16 protein-coding genes are annotated in these 16572 nt (G+C 60.5%); 9 read left to right on the top strand and 7 right to left on the bottom strand.

Annotated elements, in window-relative coordinates; all coding sequences use genetic code 11:
* Nucleotides 1-10: 10 nt before the first annotated feature.
* Together IE038_RS12100 and IE038_RS12095 are read right to left on the bottom strand one after the other, a co-directional pair.
* Nucleotides 11-745, bottom strand: a complete 735-nt coding sequence (locus IE038_RS12100) for a TPM domain-containing protein (RefSeq protein WP_189395691.1) — start codon at nucleotides 743-745, stop codon at nucleotides 11-13.
* Nucleotides 745-1347: a LemA family protein gene (locus tag IE038_RS12095; RefSeq protein ID WP_189395690.1), complete on the bottom strand. Its 603-nt coding sequence runs from the start codon at nucleotides 1345-1347 to the stop codon at nucleotides 745-747. The genes IE038_RS12100 and IE038_RS12095 overlap by 1 nt, the downstream gene beginning before the upstream one ends.
* 184 nt (nucleotides 1348-1531) lie before the next feature.
* Here IE038_RS12095 and bglX point away from each other — a divergent pair, with 184 nt between their 5' ends.
* The 4 genes from bglX to IE038_RS12075 all read left to right on the top strand — a co-directional run bounded on the left by bglX (nucleotide 1532) and on the right by IE038_RS12075 (nucleotide 8467).
* Nucleotides 1532-3826 (top strand): beta-glucosidase BglX, encoded by a 2295-nt coding sequence (gene bglX, locus IE038_RS12090; RefSeq protein ID WP_189395689.1) that lies wholly within the window; start codon nucleotides 1532-1534, stop codon nucleotides 3824-3826.
* Between the two features lie 66 nt (nucleotides 3827-3892).
* Entirely contained in the window at nucleotides 3893-5650 is a 1758-nt protein-coding gene (locus IE038_RS12085; RefSeq protein WP_163937684.1) for a sensor histidine kinase, read from the top strand.
* The gene (locus IE038_RS12080; protein WP_189395688.1) at nucleotides 5644-6978 is read left to right on the top strand and encodes a sigma-54-dependent transcriptional regulator; all 1335 of its coding nucleotides are present in this window, start codon (nucleotides 5644-5646) and stop codon (nucleotides 6976-6978) included. Before IE038_RS12085 ends, IE038_RS12080 begins: the two co-directional genes overlap by 7 nt.
* Nucleotides 6979-7147: 169 nt before the next feature.
* Nucleotides 7148-8467 carry an MFS transporter gene (locus IE038_RS12075; RefSeq protein ID WP_163937687.1) on the top strand — a complete coding sequence of 440 codons (1320 nt, stop codon included), beginning with the start codon at nucleotides 7148-7150 and terminating at the stop codon, nucleotides 8465-8467.
* A gap of 182 nt (nucleotides 8468-8649) precedes the next feature.
* Here IE038_RS12075 and IE038_RS12070 read toward each other — a convergent pair whose 3' ends face one another.
* The gene (locus tag IE038_RS12070; RefSeq protein WP_163937690.1) at nucleotides 8650-9405 is read right to left on the bottom strand and encodes a COG4705 family protein; all 756 of its coding nucleotides are present in this window, start codon (nucleotides 9403-9405) and stop codon (nucleotides 8650-8652) included.
* 217 nt (nucleotides 9406-9622) lie between these two features.
* Here IE038_RS12070 and IE038_RS12065 point away from each other — a divergent pair, with 217 nt between their 5' ends.
* The gene (locus IE038_RS12065; protein WP_189395687.1) at nucleotides 9623-9910 is read left to right on the top strand and encodes a hypothetical protein; all 288 of its coding nucleotides are present in this window, start codon (nucleotides 9623-9625) and stop codon (nucleotides 9908-9910) included.
* Nucleotides 9911-10019: 109 nt separating this feature from the next.
* Entirely contained in the window at nucleotides 10020-10625 is a 606-nt protein-coding gene (locus tag IE038_RS12060; protein ID WP_189395686.1) for a flavin reductase family protein, read from the top strand.
* A 1-nt stretch (nucleotide 10626) separates the two neighbouring features.
* On the opposite strand, the gene IE038_RS12055 is transcribed toward IE038_RS12060, so the two are convergent.
* Together IE038_RS12055 and IE038_RS12050 are read right to left on the bottom strand one after the other, a co-directional pair.
* Nucleotides 10627-10857, bottom strand: a complete 231-nt coding sequence (locus tag IE038_RS12055; RefSeq protein WP_163937693.1) for a hypothetical protein — start codon at nucleotides 10855-10857, stop codon at nucleotides 10627-10629.
* A gap of 39 nt (nucleotides 10858-10896) precedes the next feature.
* A complete protein-coding gene (locus IE038_RS12050) occupies nucleotides 10897-11205 on the bottom strand; it encodes an antibiotic biosynthesis monooxygenase family protein (RefSeq protein WP_163937696.1) in 309 nt (102 codons plus the stop codon).
* Between the two features lie 307 nt (nucleotides 11206-11512).
* Here IE038_RS12050 and IE038_RS12045 point away from each other — a divergent pair, with 307 nt between their 5' ends.
* Nucleotides 11513-12442: an AraC family transcriptional regulator gene (locus IE038_RS12045; RefSeq protein ID WP_189395685.1), complete on the top strand. Its 930-nt coding sequence runs from the start codon at nucleotides 11513-11515 to the stop codon at nucleotides 12440-12442.
* Here the strand turns inward: IE038_RS12045 and IE038_RS12040 are convergent.
* The gene (locus tag IE038_RS12040) at nucleotides 12437-13066 is read right to left on the bottom strand and encodes an NAD(P)-dependent oxidoreductase (protein ID WP_163937702.1); all 630 of its coding nucleotides are present in this window, start codon (nucleotides 13064-13066) and stop codon (nucleotides 12437-12439) included. The genes IE038_RS12045 and IE038_RS12040 overlap by 6 nt on opposite strands.
* A 116-nt stretch (nucleotides 13067-13182) precedes the next feature.
* On the opposite strand from IE038_RS12040, the gene IE038_RS12035 reads away from it, so the two are divergent.
* Nucleotides 13183-14088, top strand: a complete 906-nt coding sequence (locus tag IE038_RS12035) for a LysR family transcriptional regulator (RefSeq protein WP_163937704.1) — start codon at nucleotides 13183-13185, stop codon at nucleotides 14086-14088.
* Nucleotides 14089-14160: 72 nt separating this feature from the next.
* Nucleotides 14161-15651: an MDR family MFS transporter gene (locus tag IE038_RS12030; protein ID WP_438810768.1), complete on the top strand. Its 1491-nt coding sequence runs from the start codon at nucleotides 14161-14163 to the stop codon at nucleotides 15649-15651.
* Here the strand turns inward: IE038_RS12030 and IE038_RS12025 are convergent.
* Nucleotides 15648-16535, bottom strand: a complete 888-nt coding sequence (locus IE038_RS12025) for a DMT family transporter (protein ID WP_163937707.1) — start codon at nucleotides 16533-16535, stop codon at nucleotides 15648-15650. The genes IE038_RS12030 and IE038_RS12025 overlap by 4 nt on opposite strands.
* Nucleotides 16536-16572: the final 37 nt, after the last annotated feature.

Here is a 16572-nt window from a genome sequence, read left to right as displayed (position 1 = left end):
GATGAGTTGTCTACCAGCCGCCCGATGAGCCGCCACCGCCAAAACCGCCGCCACCACCACTGAAACCGCCCCCGCCCGAACCACCGCCGAAGCCGCCAATACCACCACCAAAACCGCCGCCGCGCCTGCCGCGACCACCGCTCAAGCCGAGGCCCTGCAAGGTGAACGCGAGGACTACCAGCAGGATAAACAAGCCGATGGTCCAGCCCCGCGAACCACCCTCAGCCTCGCCGCCCGTCGCCTGGTCCGGCTCGGCCAGGGGGTTGCCGCCCAACACCTGAATAATGGCCGCCGTGCCTTGGACGATACCTTGGCTGAACTCACCTCGCCGGAACGCCGGGGTGATGATGCTGTTGATAATGACCGAAGCCTGGGCATCGGTCAGGCGCTCTTCCAGCCCGTAGCCGACTTCAATGCGCAGCTTGCGCGCCTGCGGCACGACGATCAGTAACGCGCCATTGTCCTTGCCGCGCTGGCCGATACCCCAGTGCCGCCCTAACTGGTAGCCGTAGTCTTCAATGCTCATGCCTTGCAGGTCAGGCAGGGTGACGACAACCACCTGCTCGCCGCCGCTGGCTTGCTCATGGGTCGCCAGCATCTGGGTGAGCTGGGCAATACTGGCCGCGTCGAGCAAATGAGCCTCGTCCACCACCCGCCCGGTGAGCGCCGGAAAGCTGGGTTCGGCGCGCAGCACCACGGCTGCACAGAGCAGTGCCAGCAGCACAGCAGCCTTGAACAGGCGCATCAGAATTTCACTTCAGGGGCTTTGTCGGCATCGGCACTGGTCGCCTCGAAGGTCTCACGCAACGGCATGTCGCTGTACATCAGGCTGTGCCAGATACGCCCGGGGAAGGTGCGGATCTCGGTGTTGTAGCGCTGTACTGCGGCGATAAAGTCTTTGCGCGCCACGGCGATCCGGTTTTCCGTGCCTTCAAGTTGCGACTGCAGGGCCAGGAAGTTCTGGTTCGACTTGAGCTCCGGGTAACGCTCGGAAACCACCATCAGCCGGCTCAAGGCACCGCTGAGTTGAGCCTGTGCGGCCTGGAACTGACGCAATTTCTCCGGATCGTTCAGGGTACTGGCGTCGACCTGAATCGAGGTGGCCTTGGCCCTGGCCTCGATAACCGCGGTCAGGGTGGTTTGCTCTTGCTTGGCGTAGCCTTTTACCGTTTCCACCAGATTGGGAACCAGGTCGGCGCGCCGCTGGTACTGGTTCTGCACTTGCGCCCAGGCTGCCTTGACCTGCTCGTCATACTGCGGAATGTTGTTGATCCCACAACCGGCCAACAGGCTGGCGAGCATCAGCAACACCCAAAGGCGTGTCGCTTTGGCATGAACTACCTGCATTGTCATCGTGCTCCTTGATTACCCGTAAAAGTCCAGACATCAGGCATAATCCCCGGCCATCGCTGGATTGCGATGGCACAATCGGCTAAAAGATCCCAGCCCATTACAACAATAGCTGCTCCCCCAATTTCGGCTGTGCAGTATCCCTGGTGATTACTGCTCTGAGCCATGAGAACGAATAGTCATGAACAAACTCTGTTTGCTGGGCCTGCTTGTCAGCCTGGCCAGCCATACCGCCTTTGCCGATACCACGACCGAGCCGCAGAAGAACAAGCAGGCGTTCATTGCCGACCTGATGCAGCAAATGACGCTCGAGGAAAAAATCGGCCAGTTGCGCCTGATCAGCATCGGCCCGGAAATGCCCCAGCCGCAGATCCTCAAGGAGATCGCCGCGGGCAATATTGGCGGTACGTTCAACTCCATCACCCGCAGCGAGAACCGTCCGCTGCAGGATGCTGCGGTCAAGAACAGTCGGCTGAAGATCCCGATGTTCTTCGCCTATGACGTGATCCACGGCCATCGCACCATTTTCCCGATCAGCCTGGCGCTGGCCTCCAGCTGGGACATGGACGCTATCCACACCGTCGCCCGCACCTCGGCAGTAGAAGCCACTGCCGACGGTATCGACATGACCTTTGCACCGATGGTCGACATCGCCCGTGACCCGCGTTGGGGCCGCAGCAGTGAAGGCTTCGGTGAAGACACCTACCTGGTCTCACGGATTTCCAAGGTGATGGTCGAGGGCTTTCAGGACAACAGCCCGGCATCGGCCACCAGCCTGATGGCCAGCGTGAAGCACTTCGCCTTGTATGGCGCGGTGGAAGGTGGACGCGACTACAACACGGTCGATATGAGCCCGACCAAGATGTACAACGACTACCTCCCGCCTTACCGCGCGGCTGTCGACGCGGGTGCAGGCGGGGTCATGGTGGCGCTCAACTCGATCAATGGAATACCGGCCACGGCCAACACTTGGTTGATGAATGATCTGCTGCGCAAGGAGTGGGGCTTCAAGGGCGTCACCGTCAGCGACCACGGTGCGATCTTTGAACTGATCAAGCACGGCATTGCCCGTGATGGTCGCGAAGCCGCGAAGCTGTCGATCAAAGCCGGCATCGACCTGAGCATGAACGACTCGCTGTATGGCCAGGAACTGCCTGGCCTGCTCAAATCCGGAGAGATCAACCAGGCCGATATCGACAATGCCGTGCGCGAAGTGCTGGGCGCCAAGTACGACATGGGCCTGTTCGACAACCCGTACCGACGCATCGGTATTGCCAGCGAAGACCCGGCTGACACCTATGCCGAAGGGCGCCTGCACCGCGACGTGGCCCGTGACGTGGCACGCCGCAGCATGGTCTTGCTGGAAAACCGCAACCAGACCCTGCCCTTGAAAAAACAGGGCACCATCGCTCTGGTCGGGCCGCTGGCCGATGCCCCCATCGACATGATGGGCAGTTGGGCGGCGGCAGGCCGCCCACGTCATTCGGTTACCTTGCATGACGGCATGCGCCGTGTGCTGGGCGAACGTGCCCGCGTAATCTACGCCAAGGGCGCGAACATTACCCACGACAAGGCGATCCTCGATTACCTGAACTTCCTCAACTTCGATGCGCCGGAAATCGTCGACGATCCACGCCCGGCGTCGGTGATGATCGACGAAGCGGTCAAGGCCGCGCAGCAAGCAGATGTCGTGGTTGCCGCAGTGGGCGAGTCGCGGGGCATGTCCCATGAGTCGTCCAGCCGCACTACGCTGGAAATCCCTGCCAGCCAACGCGCCCTGATCACAGCCCTGAAAGCCACCGGCAAACCACTGGTGCTGGTGCTGATGAACGGTCGGCCACTGTCGCTGACCTGGGAGCGCGAGCAGGCTGATGCCATGCTCGAAACCTGGTTCAGTGGCACCGAAGGCGGTAACGCCATCGCCGACGTATTGTTTGGCGACTACAACCCTTCCGGCAAACTGCCAATGACCTTCCCGCGTTCGGTGGGACAGGTACCAATGTACTACAACCACCTGAGCATCGGTCGCCCTTACACGCCGGGCAAACCGGGCAACTACACCTCGCAGTACTTCGAGGAGCCCAACGGCCCGCTCTACCCGTTCGGTTATGGCCTGAGCTACAGCGATTTCAGCCTGTCGGAGCTGACGCTGTCCAGCAAGACCCTGAAGCCTGGGCAAACACTCGATGCCAGCATCCGGGTGAAAAATACCAGCAAGCGTGACGGCGAAACCGTGGTTCAGCTGTATGTGCGTGACGTCGCGGCGTCGATGAGCCGGCCGATCAAGGAACTGAAAAACTTCCAGAAAATCAGCCTCAAGGCGGGCGAAGAACGCATCGTTCATTTCACCCTCAGCGAAGACGACTTGAAGTTCTATAACGCCCAGTTGAAGTTCGCCGCAGAGCCTGGCGAGTTCAATGTTCAGGTCGGGCTGGATTCAGAGGCTGTGAAGCAGCAGAGTTTCGAGCTGCTGTAAGCTGTCGCCGCGATGTTCAAGGGGAAGTGCCGGGACGCCTTCCCCATTGCCGGAATTCTGTTTGCCATGCCTATTTCCTTTCGCGCCATGCGCTTGGGCTTGATTCTGTTCGTGATGCTCGCAGGGATGCTATTGAGCACGGCATGGGCCTGGCAGCATGCCCAGCGCCAGGCCCTGCTGGAAGATGCCACCAGAGCGAGCCAGCAACTGGGCCTGTACGCCAACTCGCTGCACACCCTGATCGAACGCTACCGCGCCTTGCCCGCGGTGCTGGCCCTCGACCCGGAACTGATCGCGGCCCTCAGCGGGCCGGTCACGGCCGAAGTTCAGGACGCCCTCAACCACAAGCTGGAGCGCATCAATGATGCGGCCAACTCCTCGACCCTGGAACTGCTGGACCACACCGGCCAGGCCATTGCGGCCAGCAACTGGCGTTTGCCCAGCACTTACGTTGGGCAGAACTACGCGTTCCGGCCGTACTTCAAACAGACCCTGAACCAAGGCAGTGGACGCTTCTATGCCGTAGGGGTGACTAGCGGCATCCCCGGCTACTTCCTCTCCAGTGCAGTCAACGACGGCAACGGGCGCGTTCTCGGTGCCATGGTGGTCAAACTGGAGTTCCCGGAGCTGGAGCGGGAGTGGCGCCAGGGCAATGATGTCCTGCTGGTCAGCGATGCCCGTGGCATTACCTTCATCGCCAACCAGGACGGTTGGCGCTATCGCGAACTACGGCCGCTTGGCGCCGAAGACCGCCAGGAACTGGAACAAACCCGGCAGTACGACAAACAGTCGCTGGTGCCGCTGAAGCATCAACCGCTAAACCGCTTTGATGACAGCAGCCAACTGGTCAGTGTCCAAGGGCCTGCTGGCACCAAGGACTACCTGTGGGAAAGCCTGCCGCTGGGCACCGAAGGCTGGACCCTGCACCTGTTGCGTCGCCCTCAGGTAACCGAAGATGGGCGCAACGCGGCGCTGGCCGCTGCCGCGTTGTGGCTGAGCCTGTTCTTTGCACTGTTGTTCATCAACCAACGCTTGCGCATGGCACGCCTGCGCCGACGTAGCCGCCAGGAGCTGGAACGCCTGGTCGAAGCCCGCACCCGCGACCTGCGCACGGCTCAGGAAGGCTTGGTGCAGTCTGCCAAACTGGCTGCCCTGGGGCAGATGTCGGCAGCCTTGGCCCATGAGATCAACCAGCCGCTGACCACCCAGCGCATGCAACTGGCTACCCTGCGCCTGCTCCTGGACAATGAAAACCTTGATGAAGCCCGCAAGGCGCTGGAGCCACTGGAACAGATGCTGACGCGCATGGCTGCCCTGACCGGGCATTTGAAAACCTTCGCTCGCAACAGCCCCAGCGGCCTGCGCGAACGCCTGGACCTGGCCACGGTGGTGGATCAGGCCATGCAGCTACTCGATCCGCGTATCCGTGCCGAAGGCGTCAGTACCGCCCTGTACCTGGCCCGACCAGCGTGGGTACGTGGCGATGCGATCCGCCTCGAACAAGTGCTGATCAACCTGCTGCGCAATGCCCTCGACGCCATGCTGGATAAACCGTACAAGCGTCTGGAAGTACGCATCGAGCTCGACCAGCAACACTGGAAATTGAGCGTGCTGGACAGCGGTGGTGGCATTGCCGATGAGCACTTGGCCAACGTGTTCGACCCGTTCTTCACCACCAAGCCGGTGGGTGACGGACTTGGCCTGGGTCTTGCTATCTCCTACGGTATCGTCCATGAAATCGGTGGCCGCCTGCAGGTTGAAAACCTGCCCGGTGGTGCCCGTTTCATCCTGACCCTGCCCAGCGATCCGGAGCCTGCATGTTGAATTCGGTGATCGTCGTTGATGACGAAGCCAGCATCCTTACTGCCGTGGAGCAATGGCTGACCCTGTCGGGTTTCAGCGTTCAGCTGCACAGCCGCGCCGACGCGTGCCTGGCGCAATTGCCGGAACACTTCCCTGGCGTCGTGGTGAGCGATGTGCGCATGCCTGGCATGGATGGCCTGCAACTGCTGGAACAGCTGCAAGCACGCGACGCCGACCTGCCCGTGATCCTGCTGACCGGCCATGGCGATGTGCCGATGGCCGTACAAGCCATGCGCAAGGGCGCCTATGACTTTCTGGAAAAGCCCTTCAGCCCCGAAGACCTGCTCAGCAGCCTGCGTCGCGCCCTGGAAAAACGCCAGCTAGTGCTGGAAAACCGCTCGTTACATGAACAGGCCGACCTCAAGGCGCGGCTGGAGTCCACGTTGCTTGGCATGTCCCAAGGCATGCAGCAGTTACGCCGTCAGGTACTGGAGCTGGCCGCGCTACCGGTCAACGTCCTGATACGCGGCGAAACCGGCAGCGGTAAGGAGCAGGTTGCCCGTTGCCTGCACGATTTCGGCCCTCGTGCGAACAAGCCTTTTGTCGCGCTGAACTGCGCGGCGATCCCCGAGCAGTTGTTTGAAGCAGAACTGTTCGGCCACGAAAGCGGTGCCTTCACGGGGGCTCAGGGCAAGCGTATCGGCAAACTGGAATACGCCAATGGCGGCACGGTGTTCCTCGACGAAATCGAGAGCATGCCGCTGGCTCAACAGGCCAAGCTGCTACGCGTATTGCAGGAACAGAAGCTTGAACGCCTGGGCGCCAACCAGAGCATCACCGTCGACCTGCGAATCATTGCCGCGACCAAGCCCGATCTGCTCGAAGAAGCCCGTGCCGGGCGCTTTCGTGAAGACCTTGCCTATCGCTTGAACGTCGCCGAACTGCATCTGGCGCCATTGCGCGAACGCCGCGAAGACATTCCGCTGCTGTTTCAGCATTTCACCCGGACTGCCGCCGAACGGCTGGCCCGCACCCCGCCGCTGCTCAGCGGCGCACAACTGGGCAGCCTGTTCAGCCACGATTGGCCAGGTAACGTGCGCGAGCTGGCCAATGCCGCCGAGCGCCATGCCTTGGGCCTGACAGCCCCTCAACCGCTGCTGGTAGAAAGTGGGCAGGCACTGGCCGCGCAGACAGAAGCCTTTGAGGCCCAATGCCTGCGTGCGGCACTGACGCGCCACAAGGGCGACATCAAGGCGGTGCTCGAAGAACTGCAACTGCCTCGGCGCACCCTCAACGAGAAGATGCAACGCCACGCTCTGCAGCGCGAAGACTTTCTCGATCGGCCTTGAATCACTAAGCGGATTCTTGCCTACCACCTCCCAATTGATAAGCGGATTTCCGCTCACTACATGGGCTAACCCCTTCTAGAACGGGCCTCCGGCCTCTGGCACAGCTCCTGCTATGGCACAGGCAGCTGCGCTTCGGCGCGCTCCACAAAAACAACGAGAAGGATCCATCATGGATAATTCAAGCACCCTGCCTGTCGGGGCGGCCATTGCGCCTGCCGCAGAAAAAACCACTGCCAGCCGGCTCAAGTCGATCTTCAGTGGCTCCATCGGCAACATGGTCGAGTGGTACGACTGGTACGTCTACGCCGCATTCTCGCTTTACTTCGCCAAGGCCTTCTTCCCTGCTGGCGACTCCACCGCCCAACTGCTCAACACCGCCGCGATCTTCGCCGTGGGCTTCCTGATGCGGCCTATCGGCGGCTGGCTGATGGGCTTGTACGCCGACCGCAAGGGGCGCAAGGCTGCACTCATGGCTTCGGTCCTGCTGATGTGCGCCGGCTCGCTGCTCATCGCCCTGACGCCCGGCTATGAAACCATCGGCGTTGCGGCCCCTGTATTGCTGGTCGTCGCCCGTTTGATGCAGGGCCTGTCGGTAGGCGGTGAATATGGCACCTCGGCCACCTACCTCAGCGAGATGGCCAGCAAGGAGCGCCGTGGTTTCTTCTCCAGTTTCCAGTACGTGACGCTGATCTCCGGCCAGCTCATCGCCCTGGCGGTGTTGATCATCCTGCAGCAAACCCTGACTACCGAGCAGCTCTATGCCTGGGGCTGGCGCGTACCGTTCGTGATCGGCGCGCTGTGCGCAGTGGTTGCGCTGTACCTGCGTCGTGGCATGGAAGAGACCAGTTCGTTCACCAAGAAGGAGAAGTCCAAGGAAAGCCTGATGCGCACACTGATACGTCATCCCAAGGAGCTGATGACGGTGGTTGGCCTGACCATGGGCGGCACCCTGGCCTTCTACACCTACACCACCTACATGCAGAAGTACCTGGTGAACTCGGTGGGCATGACCATCAGCGACTCGACCACCATTTCAGCGGCCACGATGTTCCTGTTCATGTGCCTGCAGCCAGTGATCGGCGGCCTGTCCGACAAGATCGGCCGTCGTCCGATCCTGATTGCCTTCGGTGTATTGGGAACACTGTTCACCGTACCGATCCTCAGCACCCTGCACACCATCCAGACCTGGTGGGGCGCGTTCTTCCTGATCATGGCTGCACTGATCATCGTCAGTGGCTACACCTCGATCAACGCTGTGGTCAAAGCCGAGCTATTCCCTACCGAGATCCGTGCCTTGGGCGTTGGCCTGCCCTACGCACTGACCGTATCGATTTTCGGTGGTACCGCCGAATACGTTGCGCTGTGGTTCAAGAGCAATGGCATGGAAGCCGGCTTCTACTGGTACGTCACCGCCTGCATCGCCTGTTCGCTGCTGGTGTATGTCTTCATGAAGGACACCCGCCAGCATTCACGAATCGTCACGGACTGATACACGCTGAACACTGCAAATGCTGAAGCCTTTGTGGGATGCAGGCTTGCCTGCAATGGCCCCAGCGGAGTGTCAGCAAGTGCGCGGGCCTGCATCGTTGGCAAGCCAACGTCCCACACAGGGATAAGCGCCAGAACACAAAAAAGGGGCCATTACTGGCCCCTTTTTTTGTACTCAGTGCCTCAGGAGAGTTCAGCGACGACCTGACGCTGCCCACGTCCCTGGTAGTACGAGGCCGCGACAATCAACACCAACAGCACACCGCCCAGCACCAGCGATGAACCGACGGTGCCAAAATCCAACCCGCCCTTTTCATGCGGCTTGGTCAGGAAGTCACCCAAGGTGGCGCCGAATGGCCGAGTCAGCACAAACGCCACCCAGAACAGCAACACACCCGACAACCGCGTCCAGTAACGCGCCAATACCACCAGACCAATCGCCGAGCCGATCAGCAACGCACCACCGGCAAAGCCAAGGCCGGAGTCGTCGGCCAGGTAGTCTCCCAACGCTGTCCCCAGGGTGTTGGAGAACAAAATGGCGGCCCAGTAGAACAGCTCGCCGCGCCGTGTCTGGACATGGCTGACGTTGAGCGAGTCGCCGCTGAAACGCCAGGCAACAAAAATCGCCGCAAGTATGCCGATCAGGATCATCGAGCCACTGGCATAGCCCAGGCCCAGTGTACGGTCCATGAAGTCAGACATCGTTGTGCCGGCCGTACTGGTCGACAAAATCACCAGCCAGTACAGCACCGGGCTGTAGGTGCGGGAAAACAGTTGTGTAACCAGGGTCGCGAGAAAAATGCTGATCAGAATGACCGAGCTGAGGGCATAGCCAACGTTCAGGGTCATTGAAAGCAAGTCACCGGCGGTCTCGCCCAAGGTGGTTGCACAGATCTTCATGACCCAGAACGCCAAGGTTATCTGAGGAAGTTTATTCATGCGGTCACCGCTCCAGGAAAAAGTGCGGCAAGGCTGCGCAAATACGAATGAAAAACCAGTCGAGCAGAGATGAAAAATTTGTTGGATTTTTTTGTTTCACCATATGAATCGAATTAATCGATTTATATCAGTTATTTTTTGCGCTTTTTAATCAATTTAATAGGCGTAACATCACTCCCATAGAAACACACACCCTCACCCACCCGGAGCAACAACGATGAAAAGCAAACTGATCTTGACCCTCGCCCTCTCGGTTCTGGCTGCCAGTGCATTTGCTGAAGATGGCTTTGAACGTACTCATGCACACGGCTTCGCCACCGAACACAGCCAATCGGCTGGCTACGTCGAGGACGGTTTCGATCGGACGGGCGCTGGCAAATTTGCCGAAGACGGTTTTGACCGCACTGGTGCGGCAAAATTTGCAGAAGACGGCTTCGACCGCACTGGCGCGGCAAAATTTGCAGAAGATGGTTTTGACCGCACCCAGGCTCACCGCTTCAGCTGATAGAACGGCAACGACACGCTCAACGCCCGGCTTCGGCCGGGCTTGGTCGTTTTCAAGGGCAGCAGACCTTGGCACACTAACAGGCCGTGTAACTGCTAGCAGACCCTTGATGTACTACTACGAACCCGCAAAAGGCCATGGCCTGCCCCACGATCCCTTCAATGCCATTGTCGGCCCGCGCCCGATAGGCTGGATCTCTAGCCAGGACGCCGAAGGCCGCCTGAACCTGGCGCCTTACAGCTTCTTCAATGCGTTCAACTACATCCCACCGATCATCGGCTTCTGCAGCGTCGGGCGCAAAGACAGCCTGAACAACATCGAGCAGACCGGCGAGTTCGCCTGGAACCTGGCTACCCGGCCGTTGGCCGAAGCCATGAATCAGAGCTGCGCAGCGGTAGCGCCGCACGTCGACGAGTTCGCCTTGAGTGGGCTGACGCCGGCCGCCTCGAAGGTGATCGCCGTACCACGTGTGCAGGAAAGCCCCGTGTCATTCGAGTGCAAGGTGACTCAGATCGTCCAATTGCAACGTGCCGACCAGGCACTGGTGCCGAGCTGGCTGATTCTGGGCGAGGTGGTGGCCGTGCACATCGCCGAGCACCTGCTCAAAGACGGTATCTACGACACGGCAGCCGCCGAGCCAATCCTGCGGGGCGGCGGCCCGGCGGACTACTTTGAACTGGGCAATCTGTTCAAGATGGCCCGTCCGCAGGTGTAAGTTACCAAAGCAGTTCGGCGTCCTCACTGACGCCAACCAGACGCTCAAGCTCGCCACACGCGGCGGTGTCAGCGTCATGGGCGGTCTTGAAGGTCTGGCCCGGCAGCACTTTGTGGAAGCGTGGTGCACCACCGGCGCCCAGACCTTTTACCGCGATGGCGGCACTGTAACCGCCCTCTCCCGGAACCACGGCCGAAACGGCCTCGTACTGCGCAAACTCTCTACGTGCCATAAGGTTGAAACCTGCCTCGGTGACTGGAAAACCGCCATTCTAACCTGTGTGCGCCTCACCGAACGTCTGTACGTCGAGACTGTCGAGTAGCTGAGCCTGAAGCAGATCACCAAACAGCGACAAGGTCGGCGAAGCGAAGTAATCAGCCATCGCTGCTGGATCGTACCAGGAGCCACTGAGCAGCCAGAGCTGGGTATCACTGGTTGAGCGTTGCAGGCTGAAGCTCAGGCAGCCCGGTGCCTGGCGCGAGGGCTCAAGCAGTTGCTGCAGACGCTCGCCCAACTCCGCCGAGCGGCCGAAACTGGCACGGACAAATGCAAGGTGGCTGACCGGTTGAGGTGACGTCATGGGGCGGTTCTCCTGAAGGCGGCCAGAGGGAAATTGCCAGGTTGCACAGCGTAGAACCGCACGCACACGCAGCGATAGGCAATTCCTGCTGATGACTTGCCTGATTCTGCACAGAATCATCACCCGTGACGGTTCACCCTCAGACCTGATCGAGCCGGCGTCGAAGGGTTTCAGGCAAGCGTCCAGCGCGTTCGTGCAAATGAATGACACCGCCCACGCAGGATCAGGCAAGAACCCGACAGCATCCGACTAGCATCGTCACTTGCACAAACCTATGCTTGGTCTGGTCACCCCAGGAAGCTGTCGCATGTCATCTCAAGCCCCCGTCCCCCCTCAGCTGGAACCTGCATTTGAGCAGCAACGACTGGAACTGGCGGACCTGATCAAGCGACACGCGATAAGCCCGATCGGCGCTGCGTCGGCCATCAACGACCTGTACCTGGTGCGCTATGAGGAACGTGTGCGCTCAATGCCTACGCTCGCGCAACCGGCGCTGTGCATCATGGCCCACGGCAGCAAAGAGGTTCACCTCGGCGACGAGTGCTACACCTATGACCCGCTGCATTACATGGTGGTGTCCGTGGCCTTGCCCATCAGCGGCGTGCTGCTGGATGCAAGCCCGGACAACCCGACGCTTGGCGTGCGCCTGGATATCGATCCGGCTGAAATCCACAGTCTGATTGCCGAAGCCGGCCCCACGAGCGTGCCATCCCCGCGTTCAGCGCGCGGCCTGTTTATCGAACGCATCGACAGCGAGCTACTCGATGCCTTGCTGCGCCTGGTCCGGCTGCTCGACACCCCCAGAGACATTGCAGTACTGGCACCGCTGATACGCCGCGAGATTCTCTACCGGCTGCTGCGTGGGCAGCAGGGTTACCGGCTCTATGAAATAGCCATGGCCACTAGCCAGACACACCGTGTCTGTCAGGCAATTCAATGGCTGAATGAACACTTCCACCACCCGTTGCGCATTGACGAACTGGCCCGGGAAGTGAACCTCAGCACGTCGACGCTGCATCATCGCTTCAAGGCCATGACCTCGATGAGCCCCCTGCAGTACCAAAAACAACTGCGTCTGCAGGAGGCCAGGCGGTTGATGCTCAACGATGGACTGGAGGCCTCGGTAGCGGCCTATCGTGTCGGCTACGAGAGTCCGTCACAGTTCAGCCGTGAGTACAGCCGCCTGTACGGGGCACCGCCATTGCGGGACCTGGCCCGCCTGCGCAGTGCCTTATAAGCCGGCCTTGCCGGCACCCACGGTGAAGCGCTGGCGAGAATGGGCTGGTTTCTCTACCTCGTCCAGCATGGCGATGGCGTAGTCGGCAAAGGTGATCCAGCTCCTGCCGTCAGCGCCGATCAGCAAGTGATCCTTGCCCAGCGTGTACACACCTGTACGCGCGCCTTCAACGAACTCGGCCGAGGGTGAGAGGAAGGTCCAGTCCAGTTCGTGCTCCTGGCGCAAGGTGTCCAGGTAATGGCCACCTGCCGTAGCTTCAGCTTTGTAGGCTTCCGGGAAGTCCGGACTGTCGATCACTTTATGCCCGGATGGCAGCAGCAGGCTACCGGCCCCGCCGACGACCAGCAGGCGCTTTACCCCGGCCCGTTTTACCGGTTCGATGATCGCCTGCGGTTTGATTCCGGAGAAATGCGCCGCGCTAAGCACCACGTCATGGCCCACCAGCGCCTGCTCCAACGCGGCAGCATCAGTGACATCCAACTGGCGTGTTGTCACGCCTGGGCGTCCGGCCAGGGATGCGGTATTGCGAGCGATGGCCGTGACGCTATGGCCTCGGCGCAACGCTTCTTCCAACAGTTGGCTACCCGCACGGCCAGTAGCACCAATGATTGCGATCTTGCTCATGGAAAACCTCCGATCAGAATGGCGATGAAGTCATCAATGAGGCATAGCTTAGTTGCACGATCCATCGCAAAAAATGCGATGCTTGGACATAGTTTGTTTCTGAAACCGGGCAAATCATGGATCGTCTGACTGCAATGCGAGTGTTTGTGACCGTGGTCGACCTCGGGAGCCAATCGGCCGCAGCCGACCATCTGGAGCTTTCCCGCCCGGTTGTATCGCGCTACCTGGCAGAGCTTGAGGACTGGGTCGGTGCCCGCCTGATGCAGCGCACCACGCGCAAACTGAGCCTGACGGCTGCGGGCAACGAAACCCTGCCGCGCTGCCGACAAATGCTGGAGCTGGCCGGTGACCTGCAGACGGCAGTCAGACGACCGGACGATGCACCACACGGCGAACTGCGCATCAGTGTCAGCACGTCGTTCGGCCATGCTCAGTTGGTCGAAGCCATCGCCGACTATGTGAAACGCTACCCCGCCGTGAAGATCGACCTGCAAATGCTCGACCGCACCGTCAACCTGGTGGATGAACGTATCGACCTGGCCATCCGCACCAGCAATGACCTGGACCCCAACCTGATTGCGCGGCGCCTGACGGTCTGTCGTTCAGTGATCTGTGCTTCCCCAGCGTACCTGCGCGAGCACCCGGCACCGCAACAGGTCGAGGACCTGACCCGGCACAACTGCCTGACCCACTCCTACTTCGGTCACAGCCTCTGGCATTTCGAGGTACACGGCGAGGCGGTTTCGGTTCCGGTACAAGGCTCTATCAGCGCCAATGAGGCGCTGACGCTGCAACGGGCCACCCTGGCTGGGGCAGGTATCGCAATGCTGCCCACCTACCTGGTGGCCGAGTCGCTGCGCAGCAACGCGTTGATCCGGGTGCTGCCCGATGCCAAGCCACGCGAGCTGAACCTGAATGCGGTGTACACCTCACGCAAGCACATGCCCGCGACCTTGCGCAGCATGCTCGACTTTCTCGCCGAGCGCTTCAGTGCTGAACCGGCGTGGGACATCGGCCTGTAGCACGTTATGCCGCTGGTTGATTAGAAAAGTCGGCGCACCCGAGTAAACTGATCACTCACTTTTACCCAAGGTTTGTCCGTGAACGCCCCTTTGCCCCCAACCGTGCTGCGTAGCGTACTGATCGCCCTGATGCTGGCGATTTTCCTCGGTGCACTGGACCAGACCATCGTTGCCGTGTCGATGCCTGCCATCTCGACCCAGTTCGACAATGTCAGTCTGTTGGCCTGGGTGATTTCCGGCTACATGGTAGCGATGACCGTGGCCGTGCCTATCTACGGCAAACTGGGTGACCTGTATGGGCGCCGACGGATGATTCTGTTCGGGATCGGTCTGTTTACCTTGGCCTCGGTGTTCTGTGCCCTGTCTCAGAGCATGGAACAACTGGTCGTTGCGAGGGTGCTGCAGGGCATCGGTGCTGGCGGGATGATCTCTGTCAGCCAGGCAATCATTGGCGACATCATTGCACCGCGCGACCGTGGCCGCTACCAAGGTTATTTCAGCAGCATGTATGCCCTGGCCAGTGTGACCGGGCCGGTATTCGGTGGTTACCTGACCGAATACCTGTCCTGGCATTGGGTGTTCTGGTTGAACCTGCCGCTGGGCCTGCTTGCCTGGTGGATCGCCCGACGCACCTTGCGTGTTCTGGTGATCCCTCAACGGGCGGCGGTGATCGATTACCTGGGCAGCGTGCTGTTGATTGCCGGGCTCGGTACCCTGCTGATGAGCATCACCCTGATTGGCCAGGGCTATACCTGGAACAGCAGCGAAATGCTCGGTTTGCTGGGCACTGCCATCGTAGGGCTGGTGCTGTTCGTCGCCCACCAGCAGCGAACACCTGAGCCCCTGTTGCCATTGAAGCTGTTTGGCAATCGCACAGCGACACTGTGCTGGTGCACCATTTTCATGACCAGCTTCCAGGCTATTTCGCTGTCCATGCTGATGCCCTTGCGCTTTCAAAGCATCACCGGCGCAGGTGCCGATAGTGCGGCGCTCTACCTCATGCCACTGGCCATCGGTCTGCCTATCGGCGCCTATACGGGCGGGCGGCTGACAGCGCGCAGCGGTCGTTTCAAACCACAGATCCTGACCGGTGCGCTGTTTATGCCACTGGCGATCATCGGCATGGCGTTGACACCTCCTGACGCCTGGCTGGCCAGTGCCACATTCATGTTACTGACTGGCATCGCCTCAGGCCTGCAGTTCCCAACGTCGCTGGTTGCCGCGCAGAGCGCCGTTGAACCGCGTGATATCGGCGTCGCCACCAGCACCACGAACCTGTTCCGTGCACTTGGCGGTGCCATCGGTGTGGCGACCATGTCAGCACTGCTGCTGGCAATGCTGGGGCATACAGGCCCGCTTCAGCCTGGCGTGAGTGAACACGGTCTCACCAGCAACATCCTGCTCGACAGCCTGAACACCGTGGAGGGTCCGGCGTTACAGGTCCTGCGCGGTGCGCTAAGCCTGACCTTCCGCGATGTCTTGCTCGGTAGCGCCGTGATCTCGTTGCTTGGCCTGAGTGCCGCCCTGATGTTGCCCAATCAGCAATTGCGTGGCCGCGCCTAGGCGCTCCGACGTTGAGCCCAGGCCACCGCCAGCCCACTGAGGCAGATGATGGTAATGCCAACCACACCAAACACGTCCGGCGTGTGGTTGAAGACCAGGTAGCCAAACATCCCGGCGAACAGGATCTGTCCATAACTGAACGGGGCCAGCATCGCCGGAGCCGCATGCCGGAAGGCCTGGGTCAGCAGCATGTGACCCAGCATGCCGCAGGTCCCGAGGCCAATCATGAACAGGCCGTGGGTCAGGCTGGGCACGGTCCAGAAAAACGGCACCAACGCCGTCATGATCAGACTATTGAGAATGCCCGTGAGGAAGTTGCTGGTGGTCGGGCTGTCAAAACCGCTGAGCTTGCGCGTCAGTAACTGGTAACCACCGAAACAGAGTGCCGAACACAGCGGCAGGATAATCGCCGGGGTGAACAACGCACCGCCTGGGCGCACGACGATCAACACCCCGACGAAACCACCCAGCACCGCCAGCCACTGGCTACGGCTGACCTTCTCACCCAGCAGGGGTACCGACAGCGCCGTCACCAGCAAGGGGGCAAGGAAGTTGACTGCCGTGGCCTCGGCCAACGGGATGTAACGCAGGCCGGTGGTGAAGAACAGGCTGGTACCGATCAGGCACAACGCCCGCGCCAACTGCAACCCCGGGCGCCGCGTACGCACCACCGCCGAAAACCCGGCACGCGGTACAAACACCGCGAGCATCAGCAACGTGTGCACGACATAGCGTGCCCATACCACCATCACGATGGCGTAGAAACCGGACAGGTATTTGGACAGGGCATCATGGCTGGCGAACAGCAGCACCGCCAGGCAAATCAAGGCAATACCTTTGAGCGGCCGTTCAGTACCGCCAAGCATCGGGTTCAAGGTACTCATGGCGGGACTCGATGAAAAACAATTAATTAGCCTGCTA

It is taken from the genome of Pseudomonas laurentiana, assembly GCF_014648275.1.
Classification (GTDB): domain Bacteria; phylum Pseudomonadota; class Gammaproteobacteria; order Pseudomonadales; family Pseudomonadaceae; genus Aquipseudomonas; species Aquipseudomonas laurentiana.
The sequence above is the reverse complement of the archived record's forward strand: the minus strand, read 5'-3'. Positions and strand labels throughout refer to the sequence as shown.